The following is an 18,702-nucleotide window of genomic DNA, read 5'->3' on the forward strand; positions in this document are numbered from 1 at the left end:
ATGCTAGTAGTAGAAAATGTAAGTCATGGTTTCGGAGCGAGGACTATACTAGAGAATGTTTCATTCAGATTAAGAAAAGGTGAACATATAGCTTTAGTAGGAGCCAATGGAGAAGGAAAATCAACATTTTTAAATATAATAACTAAAAAACTTATGCCAGACGCAGGTAATATAAAGTGGTCATCTAGAGTAAGTGTAGGTTACTTAGACCAGCATACAGTACTTGAAAAAGGTAAAACTATAAGAGATATATTAAGAGATGCCTTTAAGCCTATGTTTGATTTAGAGCAAGAAATGTTAGCTATGTATGATAAAATGGGAGAAGCTAATGACGATGAAATGTCAAAGCTTATGGAAGAAACAGCTGAGATTCAAACAATATTAGAAAATAGTGGATTCTATATGATAGATGCAAAAATTCAAGAGGTAGCAAATGGTTTAGGTCTTGGAGAAATAGGGTTAGATAGAGATGTTACTGATTTAAGTGGTGGGCAAAGAACAAAAGTACTTTTAACTAAATTATTACTTGAAAATCCAACTATATTAATACTAGATGAGCCTACAAACTACCTAGATGAAGAACATATAGTATGGTTAACAAGATATCTACAAGAATATGAGAATAGCTTTGTATTAGTTTCTCACGACATACCATTTATAAATAATACATGTAATGTTATATATCATATGGAAAATGGAGAATTAAATAGATACAAAGGTAACTATGATGAGTTTATGAGACTTCATGAAATTAAAAAGCGTCAAGAAGAACAAGCTTATGATAGACAAGTTGAGGAAAGAAAGAAATTAGAAGACTTTATAGCTAGAAATAAGGCGAGAGTTGCAACTCGTGGAATGGCTAATAGTAGACAAAAACAATTAGATAAAATGGAAATATTAGAAAGACCAAAGGAAAAGATAAAGCCTACATTTGGATTTAAAGAAGCAAGAACTCCAAGTAGATTTATATTTGAAACAAAGGACTTAGTATTAGGATATAATGAACCATTAACAAAGCCATTAAACTTTACTCTAGAGCGAAATCAAAAAATAGCTTTAAAAGGTATGAATGGTATAGGGAAGTCTACACTTCTTAAAACATTACTTGGCATAATAAAACCATTTGGTGGTGAAGTTAAGTTAGGAGATTACTTAGAAGTTGGATATTTTGAACAAGAAAGCTCAAGAGAAAATACAGCTACTCCAATGGATGAAGTATGGGCGGAATTCCCAGGCCTTACAAACTTTGAAGTAAGACAAAATCTTGCTAAATGTGGTCTTACTAATGAACATATAACTAGCCAAATGAGAGTTTTAAGTGGAGGAGAAGCAGCTAAAGTTAGATTATGTAAAATAATGTTAAAAGATATAAACTTATTAGTTCTTGACGAACCTACAAACCACTTAGACGTAGAAGCTAAAGATGAATTAAAGAAAGCTATAAGAGAATTTAAAGGAACTGTATTATTAGTATGCCATGAGCCAGAGTTTTATAGTGATATAGTTGATGATGTATGGAATATAGAGGACTTTACAACTAAAATAGTATAATTATGTATTTAAGAGAATAGAGTATTTTATAAGACTAAGGGGTATGATTAATGAAAAAGATTATAAATATAATATTTTCGTTGTGCTTTAGCATATTAATAATAATTGGTGTAATAAAATTTACAGTAGGTTTTAAGCCTTTATACTACTATGATGTAGATGAGCTTAATATAGTAGAATTAACTAATATTTCTAAGGAAGACATAAAGTTAAATTATGACTATTTGATAGAGTATATTACAAGTAAAAAAGAAAATGATTTTGAAATGCCTACTCTAACTTCTTCAAAAGAAGGTAAAATACATTTTGAAGAAGTTAGAGAAATATATCAAAATGTTAATAAAATATTTAATGTATGTCTTATAATTTCTGTATTAGGAATTGTTTATAACATAAGAAATAAAAATATAAGATTTTTAAATTTAACATCAATATTATTAATAATTATGCCAGTTGCGTTGGCTATACCTATAGTCATAGATTTTGATAGCAGCTTTGTTGTATTTCATAAGCTATTATTTGACAATGACTATTGGATATTTGATCCAATATTAGATCCTGTTATAAAAATTTTGCCAGCAGAATTTTTTATGAATTCAGGTTTGATGATATTAGGTTTGATATTAGCATCTAGTATAATTATTCAGGGTATATATAGACTTTTAAAAAGAAAGAGAGAGCAATAGTATTATGCTCTCTCTTTAGTATATTACTCTTTTTCACTAGCTACTTTAATAATATCTTGAAATTTACTCATAATATAGTCATAGTTGTTTTTATTATGAGGAAGTAGACACTGAGAACAATCTTTTATACCTTTGTCTGTATATCTAAAATTTCCACCACAGTTTTTTCCTAGAGCGTATAAAGGACAGTAGCAAAATAAACAATTAAATTCCTCGGGTTTATTAGTTTTATGACAAGGAAAATACTCGCAATTTTTATGGTTAAAAAACTTATAATTTTCACTCATGAGACTAACCTCCTAATTAATTAAACTAAGATAATTATACTAAATATTTCTATTAGTGGTATAATAAAAACATTAAAATCTTTGGAAAATCAGTAAGATAATGAGGTGTTATAATGGAACATATAGAAGAAAAAAAACAAGAAAGAGCCTTGCTTGTAGGACTTAATATAACTTCTACAGCAAAAAGAACAGATGATATAGATATAAATGAATCAATGGAGGAATTAAAAGAACTTGCAAAAGCTGCAGGAGCGGAAGTTGTAGGAAGTTTAATTCAAAATAGGCAATCAAGAGATTCTGCATTTTATGTAGGAAAAGGCAAAGTAGAAGAAATAAAGGCATACTGTGAATCTTTAGATGCTACAATGGTAATATTTAATGATGAATTATCAGGTGCTCATATAAGAAATATAGAAGAAATAGTAGGCATAAAAATAATAGATAGAACTACTTTAATACTTGATATATTTGCACAAAGGGCATTAAGTAAAGAAGGTAAACTTCAAGTTGAACTAGCTCAGTTAAACTACAGACTTCCAAGATTATATGGAATGGGTGGCCAAATGAGTAGAACTGGTGCAGGTATAGGTACTAGAGGACCAGGTGAACAAAAGTTAGAAATAGATAAGAGAAATATACTTAACAAAGCAGCTGACATAAGACGTGAACTTAGAGAAGTTAAAAAAATAAGAGAAACTCAAAGAGTACAACGTATAAAATCAAATATACCTATAGTTGCACTTGTGGGTTACACTAATGCAGGAAAATCAACATTATTAAATGAATTAATAAAAACACATAAAGATTATGAAGCTGAAAAAGAAGTATTTGCAAAAGATATGCTGTTTGCTACTTTAGATGTAACTTTAAGAAAAGCAGTACTTCCAAGCAAAAAAGAATTTTTAGCAGTAGATACAGTTGGATTTGTAAGTAAACTTCCACATGATTTAGTAGAGGCATTTAAAGCAACTCTAGAAGAAGTTCAATATGCTGATTTAATACTTCATGTAGTAGACGCTACAAACTCAAATTATGAAATACAAATGAAAACAACTGAAAAAGTTCTTAAGGAATTAGGAGCAGATAATAAAAATACAATACTTGTATATAACAAAATAGACAGATTAGACCTAGATATATACCCTAAAAACAGAGATGATGTAGTATATATATCTGCTAAAAAAGGTGTGAACATGGATAAGTTATTAGAACTTATAGAAAATGCCCTAAGCGAAGCTACATATCAAGTTAAGCTTTTATTACCTTATGAAAGAGGAGATATATTTAGTAAACTTAAAAATAAATACAATGTAGAAAATTTTGAATATGTAGAAAATGGAATAACAGTTGATGTTAATTTGTTAGAAGAGGATTATAATATATATAAGGAGTATATATTAGAAAAGTAGGTAATAATATGAATATAAGTTGGGACAATATAGGCAACTTAGAGGACCATTATATAACTTATCTTCTATACAAAGAATCTAAAACAGTTTCTCAAATCAGTAAAATAAGAAATATATCAGTTACAGAGGTAAATGACCAATTAATAAAGGCAAAGCTAGAAATAAAATCAATGTTAAAAGAAAAAATTGAGTTATCAAAAGACATAATAGACAAATTTTTAGGGAAAAACAAAAATGACAGATTAGATTTTATAAGTAGCCTAAGTGAAGAAAATTTAATAGACTTTAAAAGAAAGCTATACAAAAGAATACTGACAGAAAAAAATGCAGAAGACTTAATGATATTGATTTGGACAACAGGAGAGCTAAAGGATGATAGGTTCCTAAAATTACTACATCCTCTTACAAGTCATAGACATTCGGACGTAAGAAGGATAACATATTCAGCCCTTAGGAAGATAGAATCACCTAAAAGTAGAGAGTACTTACAAAGGGGATTATATGATACCAATCCTCAAACTAGACAATACTGTGCAAAAGCACTTGCTAAAATTGGAAATGAAAATAGCTTAAAGATGTTAAAACAACTAAAAAGCAAAAAACAATTTGAGAAAGACTACGTATTAAGAGCATATGAAGACGCTATTTATAATTTAGAAAATATAGATAAATAACTTAACATAAAGGAAAAATATTTTACATATAATTAACAAATTAGTTATTTATCTATAAGACATTAAAAACCTAACATTAGAAAATCTAATAAAAACTTTGAAACATTACTTTTTAAGCAAAATATCTAAAAATTTATTACATGCTATAGAAAGTTAAATAGGAGGGGTTTTAAATGATAGTAAGACATTGTGCTGGTGGAGTAGTATTTTATGCAAATAAGGTTCTTTTGATAAAAAACGATAGAGGAGAATGGACACTTCCAAAAGGTAAAATATTTAATGGTGAACTAAAAACAGAAAGTGCAATATTAAGTGTAAAGCAAGAAACAGGTGTAGAAGGAAAAGTTTTAGGGGTAGCCGGAGATAGTATGTATGAATTTTTCTCTAGAAGCAGACAACAACAAGTATGCAACTCAGTTACTTGGTATATAATGGAAACATCAGATACTAGTTGTGTATTAAATAAAGAATTATTAGATGGTGGATTCTTTAAGGTAAAGGATGCTATAGAACAACTAACACATAAAAAGGAAAAATCATTAGTAGAAATATCTTATAAAAAGTACAAAGAATTAAAAAAAGAAGTGGTTGAAACTAGTGCAAGTATATAATATATATTAAATATAAATAAGAGAAAGGGTTTAGCCCTTTCTTTTTTGATTTATAATAGCTTATTCGATATAATATATTATAAAAAGTATAAAATAAAGTTAGTAAATTAAGAACTAATATTTAGATAGATGGAGGCTTTTATGAGTACATACAAAACATTGCATGAATTTGGAATGGATGAAGTTATAATAGAAAAATCAACTTTTATAGGGTATGCAAAGCCTATAAAAACAGAAGAAGAAGCAGTAGAATTTATAAACGAAATAAAGAAAAAGCATAAGGATGCAACTCACAATGTGTGGGCATATACAGTGGGAAAAAGTATGAACATACAAAGATATAGTGATGATGGAGAGCCGCAAGGAACAGCAGGAATACCAAGCTTAGAAGTTATAAAAAAAGAAGACTTAAGGGATGTGGTAGTTGTTGTTACTAGATACTTTGGAGGAGTTAAGCTAGGTGCAGGAGGACTTGTTAGAGCATATACTAAAGGTGCTAAGATAGGCCTTGAAGCTGGTAAAATTATAGATAAGGTTATGTATAAAGAGGTTAGAATAAAGATAGATTACAATCAACTTGGAAAAATACAAAATGAGATAATGAACATGGGGTATTTTGTAAAAGATACTATTTATGAAGATAGTGTTGAGATGATAGTTTATTCAAGACTTAATGAGGTTGATGCACTTACATCAAGAATGACAGATATAACTAGTGCTACGGCAGATATAACATTAGGTGAGGAATTTTATTTATCAGAAAAAGATGGTCAAATAATAGTTTAGTATATATTAAATTGCCATATAAAAAACTAGTTTTAATCTAGGTTTATTAACTAATTTTACATTTTAAAAATCTTATAATATAAGAGATTATTATAACTTTAGCTTATTGTACATCGGTTGTTTTTTAATTGGAGAATCTAAAATAAATCCATAAATAATTTTAGTGATATTCTTATAAACCAAATAGATTAAGTATTTTGACTTACTCTATTTTTATATACTAAAGTATTAATATGTAAACTTTTTATTGATATTCAATTATTATGAAAATAAAGAAAGATGTAATGCATTAATTATAGGATTTTTACTTTACTTAAAATATTAGCCAAAATTTTTGATTTGTAACTTAAGAGAATTAAATTTTCTATTCACTAAGTGATATTTAAATGCATATTATATATAAAATTGATTTTTAGGAGGAAATATGATAAACGATCAAAAGTATGCTATTTTATCGCTTGAATTACATCTATTTTTTGCAAGAATAATGAAGGAGCACTCTATTTTTTTAGCGGCCGGATTTACACCTAAAAACTCAGACCTTGCTAATGAGGCAGAACATTACAAAAGGGAATTTGAAAAATTACTATCATTTGCAGTGAGTGCTAGTAATGGAATAATTAGACCTAATGTCTTACAATCTGGAGAAATTATTACTAACTATACATTAGGTACAGAAGAAAAGACACAAAATTTAACAGGAATAGAAATAGACCAAAATATAACTAGATCAGAATCAAGGCTACGTAGTGGAAATAATCCTAATGTTAGCGCTAATTTAGTAAATTATGTAGGTCAACTTAATGACAATGCAAAGAGATTACTTAAGGGACTTATTGGTTTTAAGGAAAGATTATTAGATGGAGTATTATCTTGTAACTTGTTTACAGTTAACTACCCATTACTTATTGAACATATACTTCGTGAGGCAAAATTATATCTTTCATTAGTGGAAGATCTTGATAATAGAGTTGATATTGATTCTAAAGATGCTAGAGAAACAGAGTTATTCTGGGATCGAATAATGATGGAACATGCACTATTTATAAGGGGACTACTTGATCCTTCTGAAAATAACTTAATTGAAACTGCAGATGAATTTGCAGATGATTTTGAGGATTTAATAGAAGATGCAAAAAATATGATGAATGCAACGATAAATAGTATTACAAATAAAACATTAAATCAAACTATTCAACTTAGAAACTTCAAACAAGCAGGAACAGAGGGGATTGCAAGTTGTAAAATAAGATCTATAATACTTCCACTTCTTGGAGATCATGTATTAAGAGAAGCTAATCATTATATAAGATTATTACAATCTTACCAAAACATGTAAATAAAAAAATGAGTTCTATTTATTAGAACTCATTTTTTTATTTTCTTAAAACTACATTTACAAGATTTAGGAGGGCATTTTATACCTTTGTAAATCTCTAAACATCCTATGGATAAAAGGAATACTCCAAATATTTTTCTAAGTAGTTCTGATGAAAGGTGGTTAGCTACTAGAGAACCAATAACAGCACCAATAACACCGAAGGTTGCAATTGGAATTATAAGTTTTAAAATAGTGTTTTTATTTTTTATATGAACCATTAATGCAAATATTGTCATTGGAATTGAAGAAAGTAAGTTTATGCTTTGAGCTATCTTTGGATCAATATTTAGGAATAAGATTAGGGCTGGTATTAAAATAGTTCCGCCGCCCATACCCATTCCACCTATTATCCCACCTAAAAATCCTATTAAATACAGCAATCTAAAACACCATCCTTAAAGATGCAATAATCATAATAAGCCCAAATGAAATCCGTAAAAAACGCCCGGTTACTTTACACAAAAGCTTGGCTCCTAATATTCCACCGATAACACTTCCTACAGCCACTTTAAATGTAAGCTCAAGATCATAGGTACCATTAGAAATATATACAACAGAACTTGCACTTGTAAGAAAAACTATTATCGCCAATGCAGTAGCATGGGACTTGTGTTCTTCAACCTTTAATATGTTGTTTAATATAGGAACTAATAAAGTACCTCCTCCAGATCCAAATACCCCATTTATAAACCCTGTTATAAGACCTATTAATGTATTTTTAATATTAAAATTAAAATGTTTATTTTTCATTATAATCACCTTTTAAAGATAGCTTTTACAGAAATGCTAAATTATATTTATGTAATATATAATAATTAAGAGAAAATAATTTTGAATTTTAATTTATATATATGGTTATACTATGATTAAACGAGCTTAAATACCTTCAATTAGAAGGAGAAATTCAGAAAATCATCTGAAAATATATTTATGTAGGAGAGTTCAATTATGAAAGCAGTAGTAGATAAAGATACATGTATATCATGTGGCCTATGTCCAACTATATGTCCAGAAGTATTTTCAATGGACGATGATGGAAAAGCAGTGGCAATAAGTGGCGAAGTTCCAGAAGGTGAACAAGATGCATCTAAAGAAGCTGAAGAAAGCTGTCCAGTTGATGCAATAAGCGTAGACTAATTTAAAATAAAAAATCCATCTATTTTTAGATAGCTATTTAAGTAATTAATTAGTTCTAAATAGATGGATTTTTTTTATTTATAAACATATGATATAATGAAAATATACAAAATATGTAAAGTGTGGATAGGAGATAAATATGAAAGATATAAAGTTAAAGATAGAAAAAACTGTAGAGTGGTTAAGGGAAAAAGTTAAGGAAGCTAATAGTAAAGGCTTAATTGTTGGAGTATCTGGTGGGATAGATTCAGCTGTAGTAGCTTACCTTATAAAAAAAGCATTTCCTGAAAATTCTATGGGTGTAATAATGAGCATAAAAAGCAATCCAAATGATAGAGAAGATGCCCTTAAAGTTATAAATGGATGCGGTATAGAATTTCTTGACTTAGATTTAACACAGCCGCAAGACTTAATATTAAGTACAGTAATAAATTCTCTTAAAGAAAAGAATTTATATAAAGAAGATTATTTAAAAATGACAGATGCAAATTTAAGAGCGAGAGTTAGAATGAGTACTGTATATACAGTGGCAAATAATTTAGGATACTTAGTAGTAGGAACAGATAATGCGGCGGAAATACATACAGGTTACTTCACAAAATATGGAGATGGAGGAGTAGATTTAGTGCCGTTATCAAACCTTACTAAAAAAGAAGTATACGAGTGGGCAAAAGTATTAGGCGTACATGAAGATGTAATAAATAAAGCACCATCAGCAGGTCTTTGGGAAGGACAAACTGATGAAAATGAAATGGGTACAACTTATGATATGATAGATGCAGTAGTTGAAGGAAGGTTAGATGAAGTTCCACAAAAAGATAAGGAAATAATCGACAGACTCCACAGAGTGAGTGAGCATAAAAGACACACGCCAGCAGGTCCTCCTAAGTTCTAATTTACTAATTTGAATATATATGCTAAAATTTACGAGTAATAATAAATTTATGAGAATTTATTAAATGATTAGAAATATATATATATTTCTAAATAATATAAAATTAATCATACGTAGTAAGGAGTGAAAGTATGGGACGTATAGGAAACATAATAAATAGAAAAGGTAAGCAAGATGCCAAAAGAGCAAAGATATTCACTAAGCATGCTAGAGCAATAGCTGTTGCAGCTAAAGAAGGTGGAGGAGATCCAGAATACAATGCTACTTTAAAAACTGCTATAGAAAAAGCTAAAGCTGATAATATGCCAAACGACAACATAGATAGAGCTATAGCTAAAGGAGCAGGCGGTGGAGCTAACGAGAACTATGAGACTATAGTTTATGAAGGATACGGACCAGGTGGAGTTGCTGTTATAGTTGAAGCTTTAACAGACAACAAAAACAGAACTGCTGGTAACGTAAGATATTATTTTGATAAAAACGGTGGAAACTTAGGAACTAGCGGATGTGTATCATTTATGTTCGATAAAAAAGGACAAATGTTAATAGAAGCTACTGATGAAGTTTCAGAAGAAGAATTAATGGATGCTGCTCTAGAAGCTGGTGCAGAAGACTTCATAACAGAAGAAGATGGATTTGAAGTAATAACAGCTCCAGAAGACTTTACAGCTGTAAGAGATGAGTTACAAGCTAAGGGATATGAATTTATATCTGCTGAGGTAAAATTAATACCTCAAACTACAACAGTATTAACTGATGAAGAACAATTAAAGTTCATGGAAAAATTAGTTGATATGTTAGAAGAAGATGATGATGTTCAATCTATAGCTCATAACTGGGAAATCGAAGAATAATAGCGGTATCGAAGTTATATCAACGATTGTAGAATTTTAAGTAATTAAAAAATCTTAAAATATTGCAATTGTTACGGTAAACATCTTATATACTATATGAAAATGTAATGAAATATGTATAGAGTGTTACGGTAAACGAAAACACCTCTATGTTACGATGTATAGATTAATCTATGAAGTAATATGGAGGTGTTTTTGTATGCTCATAAATGATGTATATAGAGAGTATATGTATGAAATTAAAACTAAAAATTATTCTGAAAGAACTATAAAGGGTTATAAGAATAACCTTAATAAGTTTTTCAACTATTGTAAGTCAGAGTTTGAAGTACTGGAGCTAGAAGAGATAACTCACTTGCACATAAGGCAATATCTTAACTTTCTAAAAAATAAAAACTTAAGTGAAACTTATATAAACACAATATTGAAGAATATAAGAAGCTTCTATGCATATTGCTACAAAGAAGAATACTGTTTAAACATTGCAAAAAAAGTTAGCTTCTTAAAGGAGAAAAAAGTAATCATTGATTCATTTACTGATGCAGAAGTAAGGAAGATGCTAGATGCATATAAGATGGATACTTATATGAATGCACGCAATAAGTGTATTGTAGCAATGCTTATAGACACAGGAGTTAGAAATTCAGAGCTATGTGATATAACTAAGATTGATGTTAAGGAAACAGTAATACATATATATGGTAAAGGAAGAAAAGAACGTATTGTTCCGATAAGCCCGATGTTGAAAAAGATAATGATAAAATATGAGCGAATAAGGGAGATGTACCTAAAGGATAGTATAGTTAACTATGACAATTATTTCCTTAGCTACAGAGGAAGACCTTTAACAGTAGAAGCTATAGAAAGAGTATTAAAGATAGCAGGAGAAAGAGCAAGGGTTAGGGGGTCTATTAGATGCTCACCTCATACTTGCAGACATTATTTTGCACAGGCTCAGCTTCGCAATGGATTAGATATATATAGTTTATCTAGATTACTCGGTCACGAGACTGTGGATATAACTAAAAGATATTTACAAAGTATAAAAGATGAAAAAATAATAGAAATGAGTGTGTCCACAAGCCCTCTGATGAACTTGAAGTAAATAGTTGATATTAAGTAATTAAATCACCTATATAAGTATCAGGTGATTTAATATTCATTATTGAATTTAAGCTCGATATCTATAAGGGTGTCTATAGTTTTTTGACCTCTAGAATCTAAAAGTCTGTACTTTTTTATTAGCTCTAACTCTTTTAGGGTTATAGTATTTTTGTTATCTAAATTAAAGAAGTAGTTAGGGCTTACTTCTAAGATGTAACATAATGATTCTAGAATATTTATATCGGGCTTACTTTGATTATTTTCCCAACTACTTACAGCTGTATTTCTTATTCCAAGCATATTGGATAAATCAGATTGCTTTAATCCTTTGTTAGTTCTTGCAAGTCTGATTTTTTCACCTAGAGATAATTGATTTTCCACAATAAATCACCACCTTTATTAATAGATTAACATAATTATAAAGTGTATAGCTATCAAAAATCCACAATAATTGGAATATAGAGGGGAATAGAATTGACATTCCGAAAATACTGAAATAAAATATAATTAGTCCGATTAAAATGGAATAAGAAGGGGATGAAAAATGTCTATTTGTAGTAAGTTAAACGATTATATTAAAGAAAATAATATATCTAAGGAAGATGTATCAAAACTGACAGGAATATCTTTGAAATGTTTAGATTTAAGTTTGGATGGAAAGCGTACTTTAAGTTTTGAAGAATTTGAAAAAATACTAATTGTGATTGGTGAAAAGGCAGATACATTTATAGAACTAAAAAGTAATGATAGTAAAAAGAGAGGAGACTTATAGAATGGATGATAATTTAGGTTGTGCACTGATAGTATGGCTACCACTTTCAGTTGTATTCGCAATAACTAATATTTTTAAGGGTAATATGGGAATATCTGGTATTTGGTTATTGGTAGCAATAGCATCATATTTATCTTTACATTTTGACTTTAAATCCACAGCTAAAAAAGATACTAAGAATAAGTCTTGGATGAAAGAAGCGTACAAACAAAATGATATTGATGACTTTAAAATGGAGTTTATACTTAAAAGTGCTTTAGCTCAATATCCTGATAAGCAACTATTATACACGAAGGATAAAAGGTTATTTTGTTTAGAAATGCACAAAGGAGTAAAACAAATAGAGTTAAATAGTATATTAAAGGTTGACGTTGAATGCACAACAATGGAGAAAAATAGACAACGTATCGTTGCACTGACAACAACATTTGATAATATAAAGTCCGTTGTAGGATTAAAGGTTAAGGTTATAACAGATAGAGATGTTTACAATATAGAGTTAGACCCGAGTCCTGCTACAATAGATAAGGCTAAACAATGTCAATTAATATTAGAGAGGGATTTGAAAGCATTAAATCAATAGTATATAGGGGGAATGAGATGAAAAAGGTATTATTAGGAGCAATAGTATTATTAGCATTAGGAGTAGTTGGATGTAGTAGTGGAGAGAAACAAGAAAAAGTAATAATATCAGAATATAAAGATAGACTGGAAAGAGCGTACAATAAAACAATAAAAGGGAATTATACAAAGACATACCTAGGGGAAAAAGAAGACGAATATGCTGATAGATACAAGGATTCAGAAAATATAGCGGAAATGTCTGGTAATGGAGCAATAAGAGATAGGTATAAAGACTTTGTAGAAGACATATCTACATACGGTGTAGAAGATATGGAAATAAACAGCTTACATAATAAACTAATAGAAGTTTCTACAAATGTATATGATTTATACGCTGAATATATAGAGTCAAGTGGTAAACTAGGAGACATGGAAGAAGTAGATAATCCAGACTATGACAGTATGAATAATATAGCAGAAACTATGACTGAAACAATTGAAGAAGCAAGAAATCAAGAAAAACATGTGGTTAATTTATTAAAGGAAATAGAAATTAAGTTAGATGATAAGTAAGTTATTTCAATATGTAGCGAAAATGTAAGGTTGAGTGAATCACCTTAAATTATAGCTACAAATGTCTAGTACAAGTTGTATGACTATAGAACACTATAAGATGCTCTAGGAGTTGAAAGATATAGAGGACAGGCATTACTATAATAGAGCAAAATAATTGAATATATTAGATATGAGGAGACTAGAGTTACATCTAGTCTTTTTTGTTTGATTATTTATTGACAAAATATAATATTAGTAATATTATTAATATTAGTAATATTATATTGATGAAAGGCTGTGATGTAATGGGTAACAAGTTAATAAAAACTGATGAACTTATAAAATCTGACATAGGTAATTTAACAATAAATGAACTTAGTAAAAATGCAACTAAAGTTGTATATGAAAATAATAAGCTTAATATAATAAATGAGACAGATGAAAAGAGAATATCAATTGAGATAACTCAATATCCAAATGGTCAAAAAAGAAGTGTGGGTGTATATGATAAAGTTGATTCAAAAAAAGACTATATAGATACAATAAGGCAAATGAAATCAGATGGAATGACTCAGAGAGAAATTGCAGAGGAGTTAGGACTATCTCAAAGTTATGTTTCAAAGTTACTTAGTGAATAGAAGTAGCAAAGTAGAAAGGGCTTTTACAAGTCCTTTTTTTATGCATGTTAATAAGTTCGTCTTTTCTATAAAACACGAACTTACTATTGTAAATATTGAAATCAAGCTATTTATGTAGTGTATGAAAGTAAAATTAAATAAAAAGCGAACTTTTGATTTACAAAACACGAATTTTTAAATACAATCAAAGTATAAGATTAAATAAAAGAGGTGTTTAATAATGACTATGAGACCACTAGAGGTAAGTGAATATAAAGAGATAATAGAATTAATACAAAAAGGTTTTACATATGCAGAAGGTAACAAGGAAAAGCATTTTAGAGCTAATACTCAAATGGCTTTAGCATTAACATTACAGGCTAATATAGGATTGAGAATAGGGGATGTATTAGAGCTTAAGTTAGCGAACTTCAAAGGAAATAAGTTAGAGGTTAGGGAAGATAAAACTGATAAGCTACAATATAGAGACATTAATTCGGCTATAACTCAATTGGTTCTTGAATATGCACTTGATAAAAGGCTTAATAAGAGTGACAACTTATTTAATATTGGAGTAAGAGCTATACAAAAGCAATTAAAGATAATATGTAACTACTTAGGGCTTGAAAATATATCAACTCATAGCTTTAGAAAAATGTATGCAACATTGCAGTATGAAGCTAATAATCATAACTTAGAACTTATTAAAGAATTATTAAATCACTCAAGCATATCAACGACACAAAGATATATAAGAGTAAGTCAGCAGGCTATCAATAAAGCTTCAAGTGATTTCTTTATTGATTGAATAATATGAGAAAATTGATTACATAATTAGATAAATCAATTTTCTAGGATGACTATTATTAAGCACTTATATAAATAGATGATTTGATTATAACCATTAAAATCTACTAACAAGTATGTAAGTATAAGAGACTAGTGGTGCAACATAGTCAAAAGGGGAGATGATACAATGAGAAAAATAAATAATAGTATATGGAAATATATAGTGTATATAGTTATGGTTTTAGCAATAATACTTTTTTCAACTTACTTAATAAATGTACTGATAATAACCAAAGCACCTTTTGAGGTTGCTCAAGGTAATGATTGGATTGGTTTTTGGGGAAGTGTATTGGGGAGTTCAATAGGAGGAGTTATTACTTTTGTAGTATTAAAAATTACTATTAATCATGAGAATGAAAAAAGAGAAGATGATAAAAGAATGAGTGTACTACCATATTTAGATTATAAGATTGTAAGTGATGAGTATATAAATCAGAATGTAAAACATAAAAATATACTGACTTCTATTAATAAATATTATCCAACATGCAATATTAATATATGTGCTGAAGATAGATTTAATATGGAGCTTAAATTATTTATAGAAAATCTAGGATTAGGGATAGCTATAAAACCTAGGTTGGATAGGATTAATTATCGGGGTGGTTATAATGATAAATTTGGAACATGGGCTAGGAATACTACTTCTATTGGAGTCGGTAATAGTGGAATAATTGAAATCAATTTAACTATGGATGTAAGAGAAAAAAATATAGAGCCAATGGAATTAGTAGTTGGATATTTTAATTTGAGAATGGATTATTATGAGCAAAAAATAAAGATAGGATTCTTTTCAGTAAGAAGTCCAATAGAAGCAAATAAAGTAGTAGGATATAAACCGATAATTAAAAATATATCTAAGCCAATTATTATAGCAAACTACGAAGAACCTGATGTTGAATGGTAGAGAAATATATATAAAATCTTAGTTTTAAAAATTATAGGTTAGTAGCTTGGAAAGGTATCTGTGTGACTTCTTGAGAACCATTCTAAGAGCTTGTAGAGGGTGCTGTAGTTAATATATATACATAGAAAAATATTATCTTCGAGCGACAGACTACTTTATGGTGTGAAATCAGCTTCTAGACCTTTAAATAAGGTAAGTTACGGGAACAGTACGATAGACACTAGTGGTTATACATAGAACTATAGTTGGAGAAGAGTAGGGGGGGTACTTTTATAAAATTGTTAACATTGATAATTGATAAAAAAGTTAGTTATTACACTAACGTAATAAGCCGTAAAATCGATTTATAGCAATTTTGAGGAATCATATACATTTAATATTAAAAAAGCTGACAAAGGATATCTCAGGTTAATATAGAAGGTAAAAATATTTTTTTGAAAAAATACGTTATAAAATTAGCTCTTCTCAGAGCTAATAGAAAAATTCCTATAAGGTAGGTATCCACGGTGAAAATTGTAGTTAAATCCTACAACGTAAAAAAAAAATTATATGGCATTATATGAGGGGGGGTATAACCAAGGGCATTTACTTTTGGTGATTTGGAATTTTATTGATAATTTGATAAAATATTAGTAATGAATAAATTGCCAAATAAAATATAAAGGAGGATAAAAATGTGGCAAAAACACTAGAAGAATTAAAAGATGAAACAAGGATATGCAAATATTGTGGGGAGAAACTTTTAGCATCTACAAATCAATATGTGAGTCATTTTGGAGTATATGAAAAGAAGAGTAAAGGGTACTACTATCAAACTAATTGCAAAGAATGTCAAAGAGAAGCTGTTAAGTTAAAGAAATATAACAATATAGAACAAATGAAAGAAAAACTTAGAGCAAAGAGAGCATTAGAAAGAGCTAATAGAAGGTGGAGTATATACAAGATAACTATAAATACAGACTTTATGATAAATAGAATTAAAAAGAAATATACTGTATGGCACAATGATATTTACTATGTAGGAGTAACTAAACAAGAAGTTAAAAATAGATGGTATGAACATCTATATGAAATGAGAACTAATACACATTGTAATAGGTTAATTCAAGATAAGTATAACAAGATTAGAGAGCTATATTCTGAGTTAGATGATAAAGAGTTCCAAGTACTATTTGAAACAGAGATAGTAAAGTTTGAGGTTATAACTACATTAGACAAAGATATGAGTAAAGAGGATGCTCATTTATATGAAAGATTTGAGATTAAAGCATTAGAGAATAAATTAAAGCGAGATGTAAAAGAGGATTACTTACAAGCTATTATGGATAACAAGAGCATAGAGAAGTTAATATATACACAAAATGATGTAATACTTAACTTAGAGCATTGCAAAAGTAGCAGAGACTACTTAAAAGAAATAGATAAAAAAAATACTCTCGGCGACCAAACTAAGAGTATTTCAGAAAAATAAAAAATTTATATTGAGCAATACTACACACTAAACTGCAATTTAGTAAGGGACTGCAATCCCTATTGTAGAAATGCTATTTTTACATTAATAATATGTACAATAAGTGAGTTTAATAATCATCCTTTTGTATAAGTCAATTATAACTTTTTTGAAATGACTAGTCAAGAGTCATTGACTTGATTTTTAAAAGTCACTTATAAAATAGTGTGTAATTTCAGTGTGTGTGTTGCTCCAATGACAAAATAATAATAAGGAGAACACAAAACAATGGCAACAATAGAAGTAAGTATAACAGACGTAAGTCAGCTAATAGGGATAAGTGAAAATCAACTTTATAAGAACTTTAAAAGGTGTGAAGAAAGATTAAAAGAATACAACATCTTATACGAAGGTGTAGGAAAGAGTCGAAAGTTTTATCAAGTTGAAAGTGACATACCGTCGTCAAAGGAAAAGGTAGCATATGATATATTTAAAGAGATAGCCTATAATGTATGGAAATTTAATAGGCAAACCAATATAGATAAGTTACTGTATTATATGGGGCTTATATTATCTAAACAAAAAAGTGAATCAGATGCAAGTGTATTATCCACCAAAGAGATTGCAAGACAAATGAAAGTAAGTGAAAGTACTATACGTAAATACAAAAAAATATTAGTAAGTAACAATGTATTTAAACCGAGTAATTTAAGCAAAATGGTAACTTATATAAGTACAGAATATATGGAATTTAATACACGTACAAGTACGCTAATACCTTATGCAGATAATACAGAGGATTGTTTTAAATACAGAATTAAAATAGTCAATGGAGAGCCTGCCTATCAGTTTGCTGAAGAAAAAATATTAGTTGATAATGAGTTAATGGATACTTTTAATAAACTAGTTATTGAAATAGCAAATAGAGCAAATATGAAAAATCAATCTGATTATAATAGAGTTAAATCGATGTTTGAAAATGGAGAGAAAGCACTAAATGTTAATATGCATCATAAGTATTTAGCCTTTGATTATTTTAAAAGAGAATTAGGAATAACTAAACTTTGGAGTGTGTATAAAACAGAATATGAGCCTGCTTTTATGAAGGATGATATAATGTTAGATATAATTACAAATGCATTTAATTATAAGTTTAATGATATCAAAAAGATAACTCGAAATTTAGAAGGATATAATATTATCTACTTAGATGATAGCTTTAAAGAAGTTTTAGATTTAGATATAAAAAATGCAAGTTAATTGAGACTTCCCCTAGGTGTATCATTTATATTAATATATATATAACCATTACACTTGGGGGAATATAAATTTGTTGAAATGACCTATACAGATGTTAAGGTATATGCTAGTATAGGAGTAGAAGGAAGTATTTAATAAAAAATAATACTTTTATAGGTTAAGATATACGTTGTAATTTTATTACATTTAATATAGTAAGAACTAGCAGTAAAAAGAGGTAAAATTAATACCTCAAACTACAACAGTATTAACTGATGAAGAACAATTAAAGTTCATGGAAAAATTAGTTGATATGTTAGAAGAAGATGATGATGTTCAATCTATAGCTCATAACTGGGAAATCGAAGAATAAT

Annotated in this window: 24 protein-coding genes; 20 read left to right on the forward strand and 4 right to left on the reverse strand. The window is 28.7% G+C overall.

The features are described from left to right. Window positions 1-1,551 (forward strand): ABC-F family ATP-binding cassette domain-containing protein, encoded by a 1,551-nt coding sequence (locus I2H23_RS11040; RefSeq protein ID WP_195581632.1) that lies wholly within the window; start codon window positions 1-3, stop codon window positions 1,549-1,551. Window positions 1,552-1,601: 50 nt separating this feature from the next. Continuing rightward, window positions 1,602-2,237, forward strand: a complete 636-nt coding sequence (locus I2H23_RS11045) for a TIGR01906 family membrane protein (RefSeq protein ID WP_195581633.1) — start codon at window positions 1,602-1,604, stop codon at window positions 2,235-2,237. Window positions 2,238-2,260: 23 nt separating this feature from the next. Here I2H23_RS11045 and I2H23_RS11050 read toward each other — a convergent pair whose 3' ends face one another. After that, window positions 2,261-2,524, reverse strand: coding sequence for a cysteine-rich small domain-containing protein (locus tag I2H23_RS11050; RefSeq protein WP_092923702.1), 264 nt, complete (start codon window positions 2,522-2,524; stop codon window positions 2,261-2,263). 113 nt (window positions 2,525-2,637) lie between these two features. On the opposite strand from I2H23_RS11050, the gene hflX reads away from it, so the two are divergent. The 5 genes from hflX (at window position 2,638) to I2H23_RS11075 (ending at window position 7,343) form a co-directional block, all read left to right on the forward strand. Next, window positions 2,638-3,933 carry a GTPase HflX gene (hflX, locus tag I2H23_RS11055; protein WP_092923704.1) on the forward strand — a complete coding sequence of 432 codons (1,296 nt, stop codon included), beginning with the start codon at window positions 2,638-2,640 and terminating at the stop codon, window positions 3,931-3,933. Between the two features lie 8 nt (window positions 3,934-3,941). Beyond that, window positions 3,942-4,607 carry a HEAT repeat domain-containing protein gene (locus tag I2H23_RS11060; protein WP_166505993.1) on the forward strand — a complete coding sequence of 222 codons (666 nt, stop codon included), beginning with the start codon at window positions 3,942-3,944 and terminating at the stop codon, window positions 4,605-4,607. 173 nt (window positions 4,608-4,780) lie between these two features. Beyond that, window positions 4,781-5,218, forward strand: a complete 438-nt coding sequence (locus I2H23_RS11065; protein WP_092923710.1) for an NUDIX domain-containing protein — start codon at window positions 4,781-4,783, stop codon at window positions 5,216-5,218. Between the two features lie 141 nt (window positions 5,219-5,359). Next, window positions 5,360-6,004: a YigZ family protein gene (locus I2H23_RS11070; protein WP_092923713.1), complete on the forward strand. Its 645-nt coding sequence runs from the start codon at window positions 5,360-5,362 to the stop codon at window positions 6,002-6,004. 424 nt (window positions 6,005-6,428) lie between these two features. After that, window positions 6,429-7,343 carry a DUF2935 domain-containing protein gene (locus I2H23_RS11075; protein WP_195581634.1) on the forward strand — a complete coding sequence of 305 codons (915 nt, stop codon included), beginning with the start codon at window positions 6,429-6,431 and terminating at the stop codon, window positions 7,341-7,343. A gap of 29 nt (window positions 7,344-7,372) precedes the next feature. On the opposite strand, the gene I2H23_RS11080 is transcribed toward I2H23_RS11075, so the two are convergent. Both I2H23_RS11080 and I2H23_RS11085 read right to left on the reverse strand, forming a co-directional pair. Beyond that, window positions 7,373-7,765: a sulfite exporter TauE/SafE family protein gene (locus I2H23_RS11080; protein ID WP_166505991.1), complete on the reverse strand. Its 393-nt coding sequence runs from the start codon at window positions 7,763-7,765 to the stop codon at window positions 7,373-7,375. Between the two features lies 1 nt (window position 7,766). Continuing rightward, window positions 7,767-8,135, reverse strand: coding sequence for a sulfite exporter TauE/SafE family protein (locus I2H23_RS11085; protein ID WP_195238293.1), 369 nt, complete (start codon window positions 8,133-8,135; stop codon window positions 7,767-7,769). Window positions 8,136-8,333: 198 nt separating this feature from the next. On the opposite strand from I2H23_RS11085, the gene I2H23_RS11090 reads away from it, so the two are divergent. The 4 genes from I2H23_RS11090 (at window position 8,334) to I2H23_RS11105 (ending at window position 11,376) form a co-directional block, all read left to right on the forward strand. Beyond that, a complete protein-coding gene (locus tag I2H23_RS11090; RefSeq protein ID WP_092923725.1) occupies window positions 8,334-8,522 on the forward strand; it encodes a ferredoxin in 189 nt (62 codons plus the stop codon). A gap of 139 nt (window positions 8,523-8,661) precedes the next feature. Continuing rightward, the gene (gene nadE / locus I2H23_RS11095) at window positions 8,662-9,417 is read left to right on the forward strand and encodes an NAD(+) synthase (RefSeq protein ID WP_195581635.1); all 756 of its coding nucleotides are present in this window, start codon (window positions 8,662-8,664) and stop codon (window positions 9,415-9,417) included. A gap of 131 nt (window positions 9,418-9,548) precedes the next feature. After that, window positions 9,549-10,271 (forward strand): YebC/PmpR family DNA-binding transcriptional regulator, encoded by a 723-nt coding sequence (locus tag I2H23_RS11100; protein WP_092923731.1) that lies wholly within the window; start codon window positions 9,549-9,551, stop codon window positions 10,269-10,271. 199 nt (window positions 10,272-10,470) lie between these two features. Next, window positions 10,471-11,376, forward strand: a complete 906-nt coding sequence (locus tag I2H23_RS11105; RefSeq protein ID WP_195581636.1) for a tyrosine-type recombinase/integrase — start codon at window positions 10,471-10,473, stop codon at window positions 11,374-11,376. A 47-nt stretch (window positions 11,377-11,423) separates the two neighbouring features. On the opposite strand, the gene I2H23_RS11110 is transcribed toward I2H23_RS11105, so the two are convergent. After that, window positions 11,424-11,756: a helix-turn-helix domain-containing protein gene (locus I2H23_RS11110; RefSeq protein WP_195581637.1), complete on the reverse strand. Its 333-nt coding sequence runs from the start codon at window positions 11,754-11,756 to the stop codon at window positions 11,424-11,426. A 163-nt stretch (window positions 11,757-11,919) separates the two neighbouring features. On the opposite strand from I2H23_RS11110, the gene I2H23_RS11115 reads away from it, so the two are divergent. The 9 genes from I2H23_RS11115 to I2H23_RS15665 all read left to right on the forward strand — a co-directional run bounded on the left by I2H23_RS11115 (window position 11,920) and on the right by I2H23_RS15665 (window position 18,701). Next, window positions 11,920-12,147, forward strand: coding sequence for a helix-turn-helix domain-containing protein (locus I2H23_RS11115; protein ID WP_195581638.1), 228 nt, complete (start codon window positions 11,920-11,922; stop codon window positions 12,145-12,147). 1 nt (window position 12,148) lies between these two features. Continuing rightward, complete coding sequence (locus I2H23_RS11120; protein ID WP_195581639.1) at window positions 12,149-12,730, forward strand: hypothetical protein; 582 nt, start codon at window positions 12,149-12,151, stop codon at window positions 12,728-12,730. Between the two features lie 17 nt (window positions 12,731-12,747). Next, on the forward strand, window positions 12,748-13,284 hold the full coding sequence (locus tag I2H23_RS11125) for a hypothetical protein (RefSeq protein ID WP_195581640.1): 537 nt from the start codon (window positions 12,748-12,750) through the stop codon (window positions 13,282-13,284). Window positions 13,285-13,571: 287 nt separating this feature from the next. Then, the gene (locus I2H23_RS11130) at window positions 13,572-13,904 is read left to right on the forward strand and encodes a helix-turn-helix domain-containing protein (RefSeq protein WP_195581641.1); all 333 of its coding nucleotides are present in this window, start codon (window positions 13,572-13,574) and stop codon (window positions 13,902-13,904) included. A gap of 220 nt (window positions 13,905-14,124) precedes the next feature. Then, on the forward strand, window positions 14,125-14,691 hold the full coding sequence (locus tag I2H23_RS11135; protein ID WP_195581642.1) for a tyrosine-type recombinase/integrase: 567 nt from the start codon (window positions 14,125-14,127) through the stop codon (window positions 14,689-14,691). Window positions 14,692-14,859: 168 nt separating this feature from the next. After that, entirely contained in the window at window positions 14,860-15,639 is a 780-nt protein-coding gene (locus tag I2H23_RS11140; protein ID WP_195581643.1) for a hypothetical protein, read from the forward strand. A 676-nt stretch (window positions 15,640-16,315) separates the two neighbouring features. Continuing rightward, a complete protein-coding gene (locus I2H23_RS11145; RefSeq protein WP_195581644.1) occupies window positions 16,316-17,110 on the forward strand; it encodes a hypothetical protein in 795 nt (264 codons plus the stop codon). 267 nt (window positions 17,111-17,377) lie between these two features. Then, window positions 17,378-18,349 (forward strand): response regulator transcription factor, encoded by a 972-nt coding sequence (locus I2H23_RS11150; RefSeq protein ID WP_195581645.1) that lies wholly within the window; start codon window positions 17,378-17,380, stop codon window positions 18,347-18,349. A gap of 226 nt (window positions 18,350-18,575) precedes the next feature. Further along, complete coding sequence (locus I2H23_RS15665; protein WP_195581650.1) at window positions 18,576-18,701, forward strand: YebC/PmpR family DNA-binding transcriptional regulator; 126 nt, start codon at window positions 18,576-18,578, stop codon at window positions 18,699-18,701. The last annotated feature ends 1 nt before the right edge of the window (window position 18,702 follow it).

It is taken from the genome of Romboutsia sp. BSD2780061687b_171204_C1 (assembly GCF_015560225.1).
In the GTDB taxonomy this organism is placed as follows: domain Bacteria; phylum Bacillota; class Clostridia; order Peptostreptococcales; family Peptostreptococcaceae; genus Romboutsia_C; species Romboutsia_C hominis.

What these genes read in the sequence shown, in the direction of transcription:
- I2H23_RS11040 (WP_195581632.1), top strand. Translation starts at nt 1, where the DNA reads ATGCTAGTAGTAGAAAATGTAAGTCATGGTTTCGGAGCGAGGACTATA.
- I2H23_RS11045 (WP_195581633.1), top strand. Translation starts at nt 1,602, where the DNA reads ATGAAAAAGATTATAAATATAATATTTTCGTTGTGCTTTAGCATATTA.
- I2H23_RS11050 (WP_092923702.1), bottom strand. Translation starts at nt 2,524, where the DNA reads ATGAGTGAAAATTATAAGTTTTTTAACCATAAAAATTGCGAGTATTTT.
- hflX (WP_092923704.1), top strand. Translation starts at nt 2,638, where the DNA reads ATGGAACATATAGAAGAAAAAAAACAAGAAAGAGCCTTGCTTGTAGGA.
- I2H23_RS11060 (WP_166505993.1), top strand. Translation starts at nt 3,942, where the DNA reads ATGAATATAAGTTGGGACAATATAGGCAACTTAGAGGACCATTATATA.
- I2H23_RS11065 (WP_092923710.1), top strand. Translation starts at nt 4,781, where the DNA reads ATGATAGTAAGACATTGTGCTGGTGGAGTAGTATTTTATGCAAATAAG.
- I2H23_RS11070 (WP_092923713.1), top strand. Translation starts at nt 5,360, where the DNA reads ATGAGTACATACAAAACATTGCATGAATTTGGAATGGATGAAGTTATA.
- I2H23_RS11075 (WP_195581634.1), top strand. Translation starts at nt 6,429, where the DNA reads ATGATAAACGATCAAAAGTATGCTATTTTATCGCTTGAATTACATCTA.
- I2H23_RS11085 (WP_195238293.1), bottom strand. Translation starts at nt 8,135, where the DNA reads ATGAAAAATAAACATTTTAATTTTAATATTAAAAATACATTAATAGGT.
- I2H23_RS11090 (WP_092923725.1), top strand. Translation starts at nt 8,334, where the DNA reads ATGAAAGCAGTAGTAGATAAAGATACATGTATATCATGTGGCCTATGT.
- nadE (WP_195581635.1), top strand. Translation starts at nt 8,662, where the DNA reads ATGAAAGATATAAAGTTAAAGATAGAAAAAACTGTAGAGTGGTTAAGG.
- I2H23_RS11100 (WP_092923731.1), top strand. Translation starts at nt 9,549, where the DNA reads ATGGGACGTATAGGAAACATAATAAATAGAAAAGGTAAGCAAGATGCC.
- I2H23_RS11105 (WP_195581636.1), top strand. Translation starts at nt 10,471, where the DNA reads ATGCTCATAAATGATGTATATAGAGAGTATATGTATGAAATTAAAACT.
- I2H23_RS11115 (WP_195581638.1), top strand. Translation starts at nt 11,920, where the DNA reads ATGTCTATTTGTAGTAAGTTAAACGATTATATTAAAGAAAATAATATA.
- I2H23_RS11120 (WP_195581639.1), top strand. Translation starts at nt 12,149, where the DNA reads ATGGATGATAATTTAGGTTGTGCACTGATAGTATGGCTACCACTTTCA.
- I2H23_RS11125 (WP_195581640.1), top strand. Translation starts at nt 12,748, where the DNA reads ATGAAAAAGGTATTATTAGGAGCAATAGTATTATTAGCATTAGGAGTA.
- I2H23_RS11130 (WP_195581641.1), top strand. Translation starts at nt 13,572, where the DNA reads ATGGGTAACAAGTTAATAAAAACTGATGAACTTATAAAATCTGACATA.
- I2H23_RS11135 (WP_195581642.1), top strand. Translation starts at nt 14,125, where the DNA reads ATGACTATGAGACCACTAGAGGTAAGTGAATATAAAGAGATAATAGAA.
- I2H23_RS11140 (WP_195581643.1), top strand. Translation starts at nt 14,860, where the DNA reads ATGAGAAAAATAAATAATAGTATATGGAAATATATAGTGTATATAGTT.
- I2H23_RS11150 (WP_195581645.1), top strand. Translation starts at nt 17,378, where the DNA reads ATGGCAACAATAGAAGTAAGTATAACAGACGTAAGTCAGCTAATAGGG.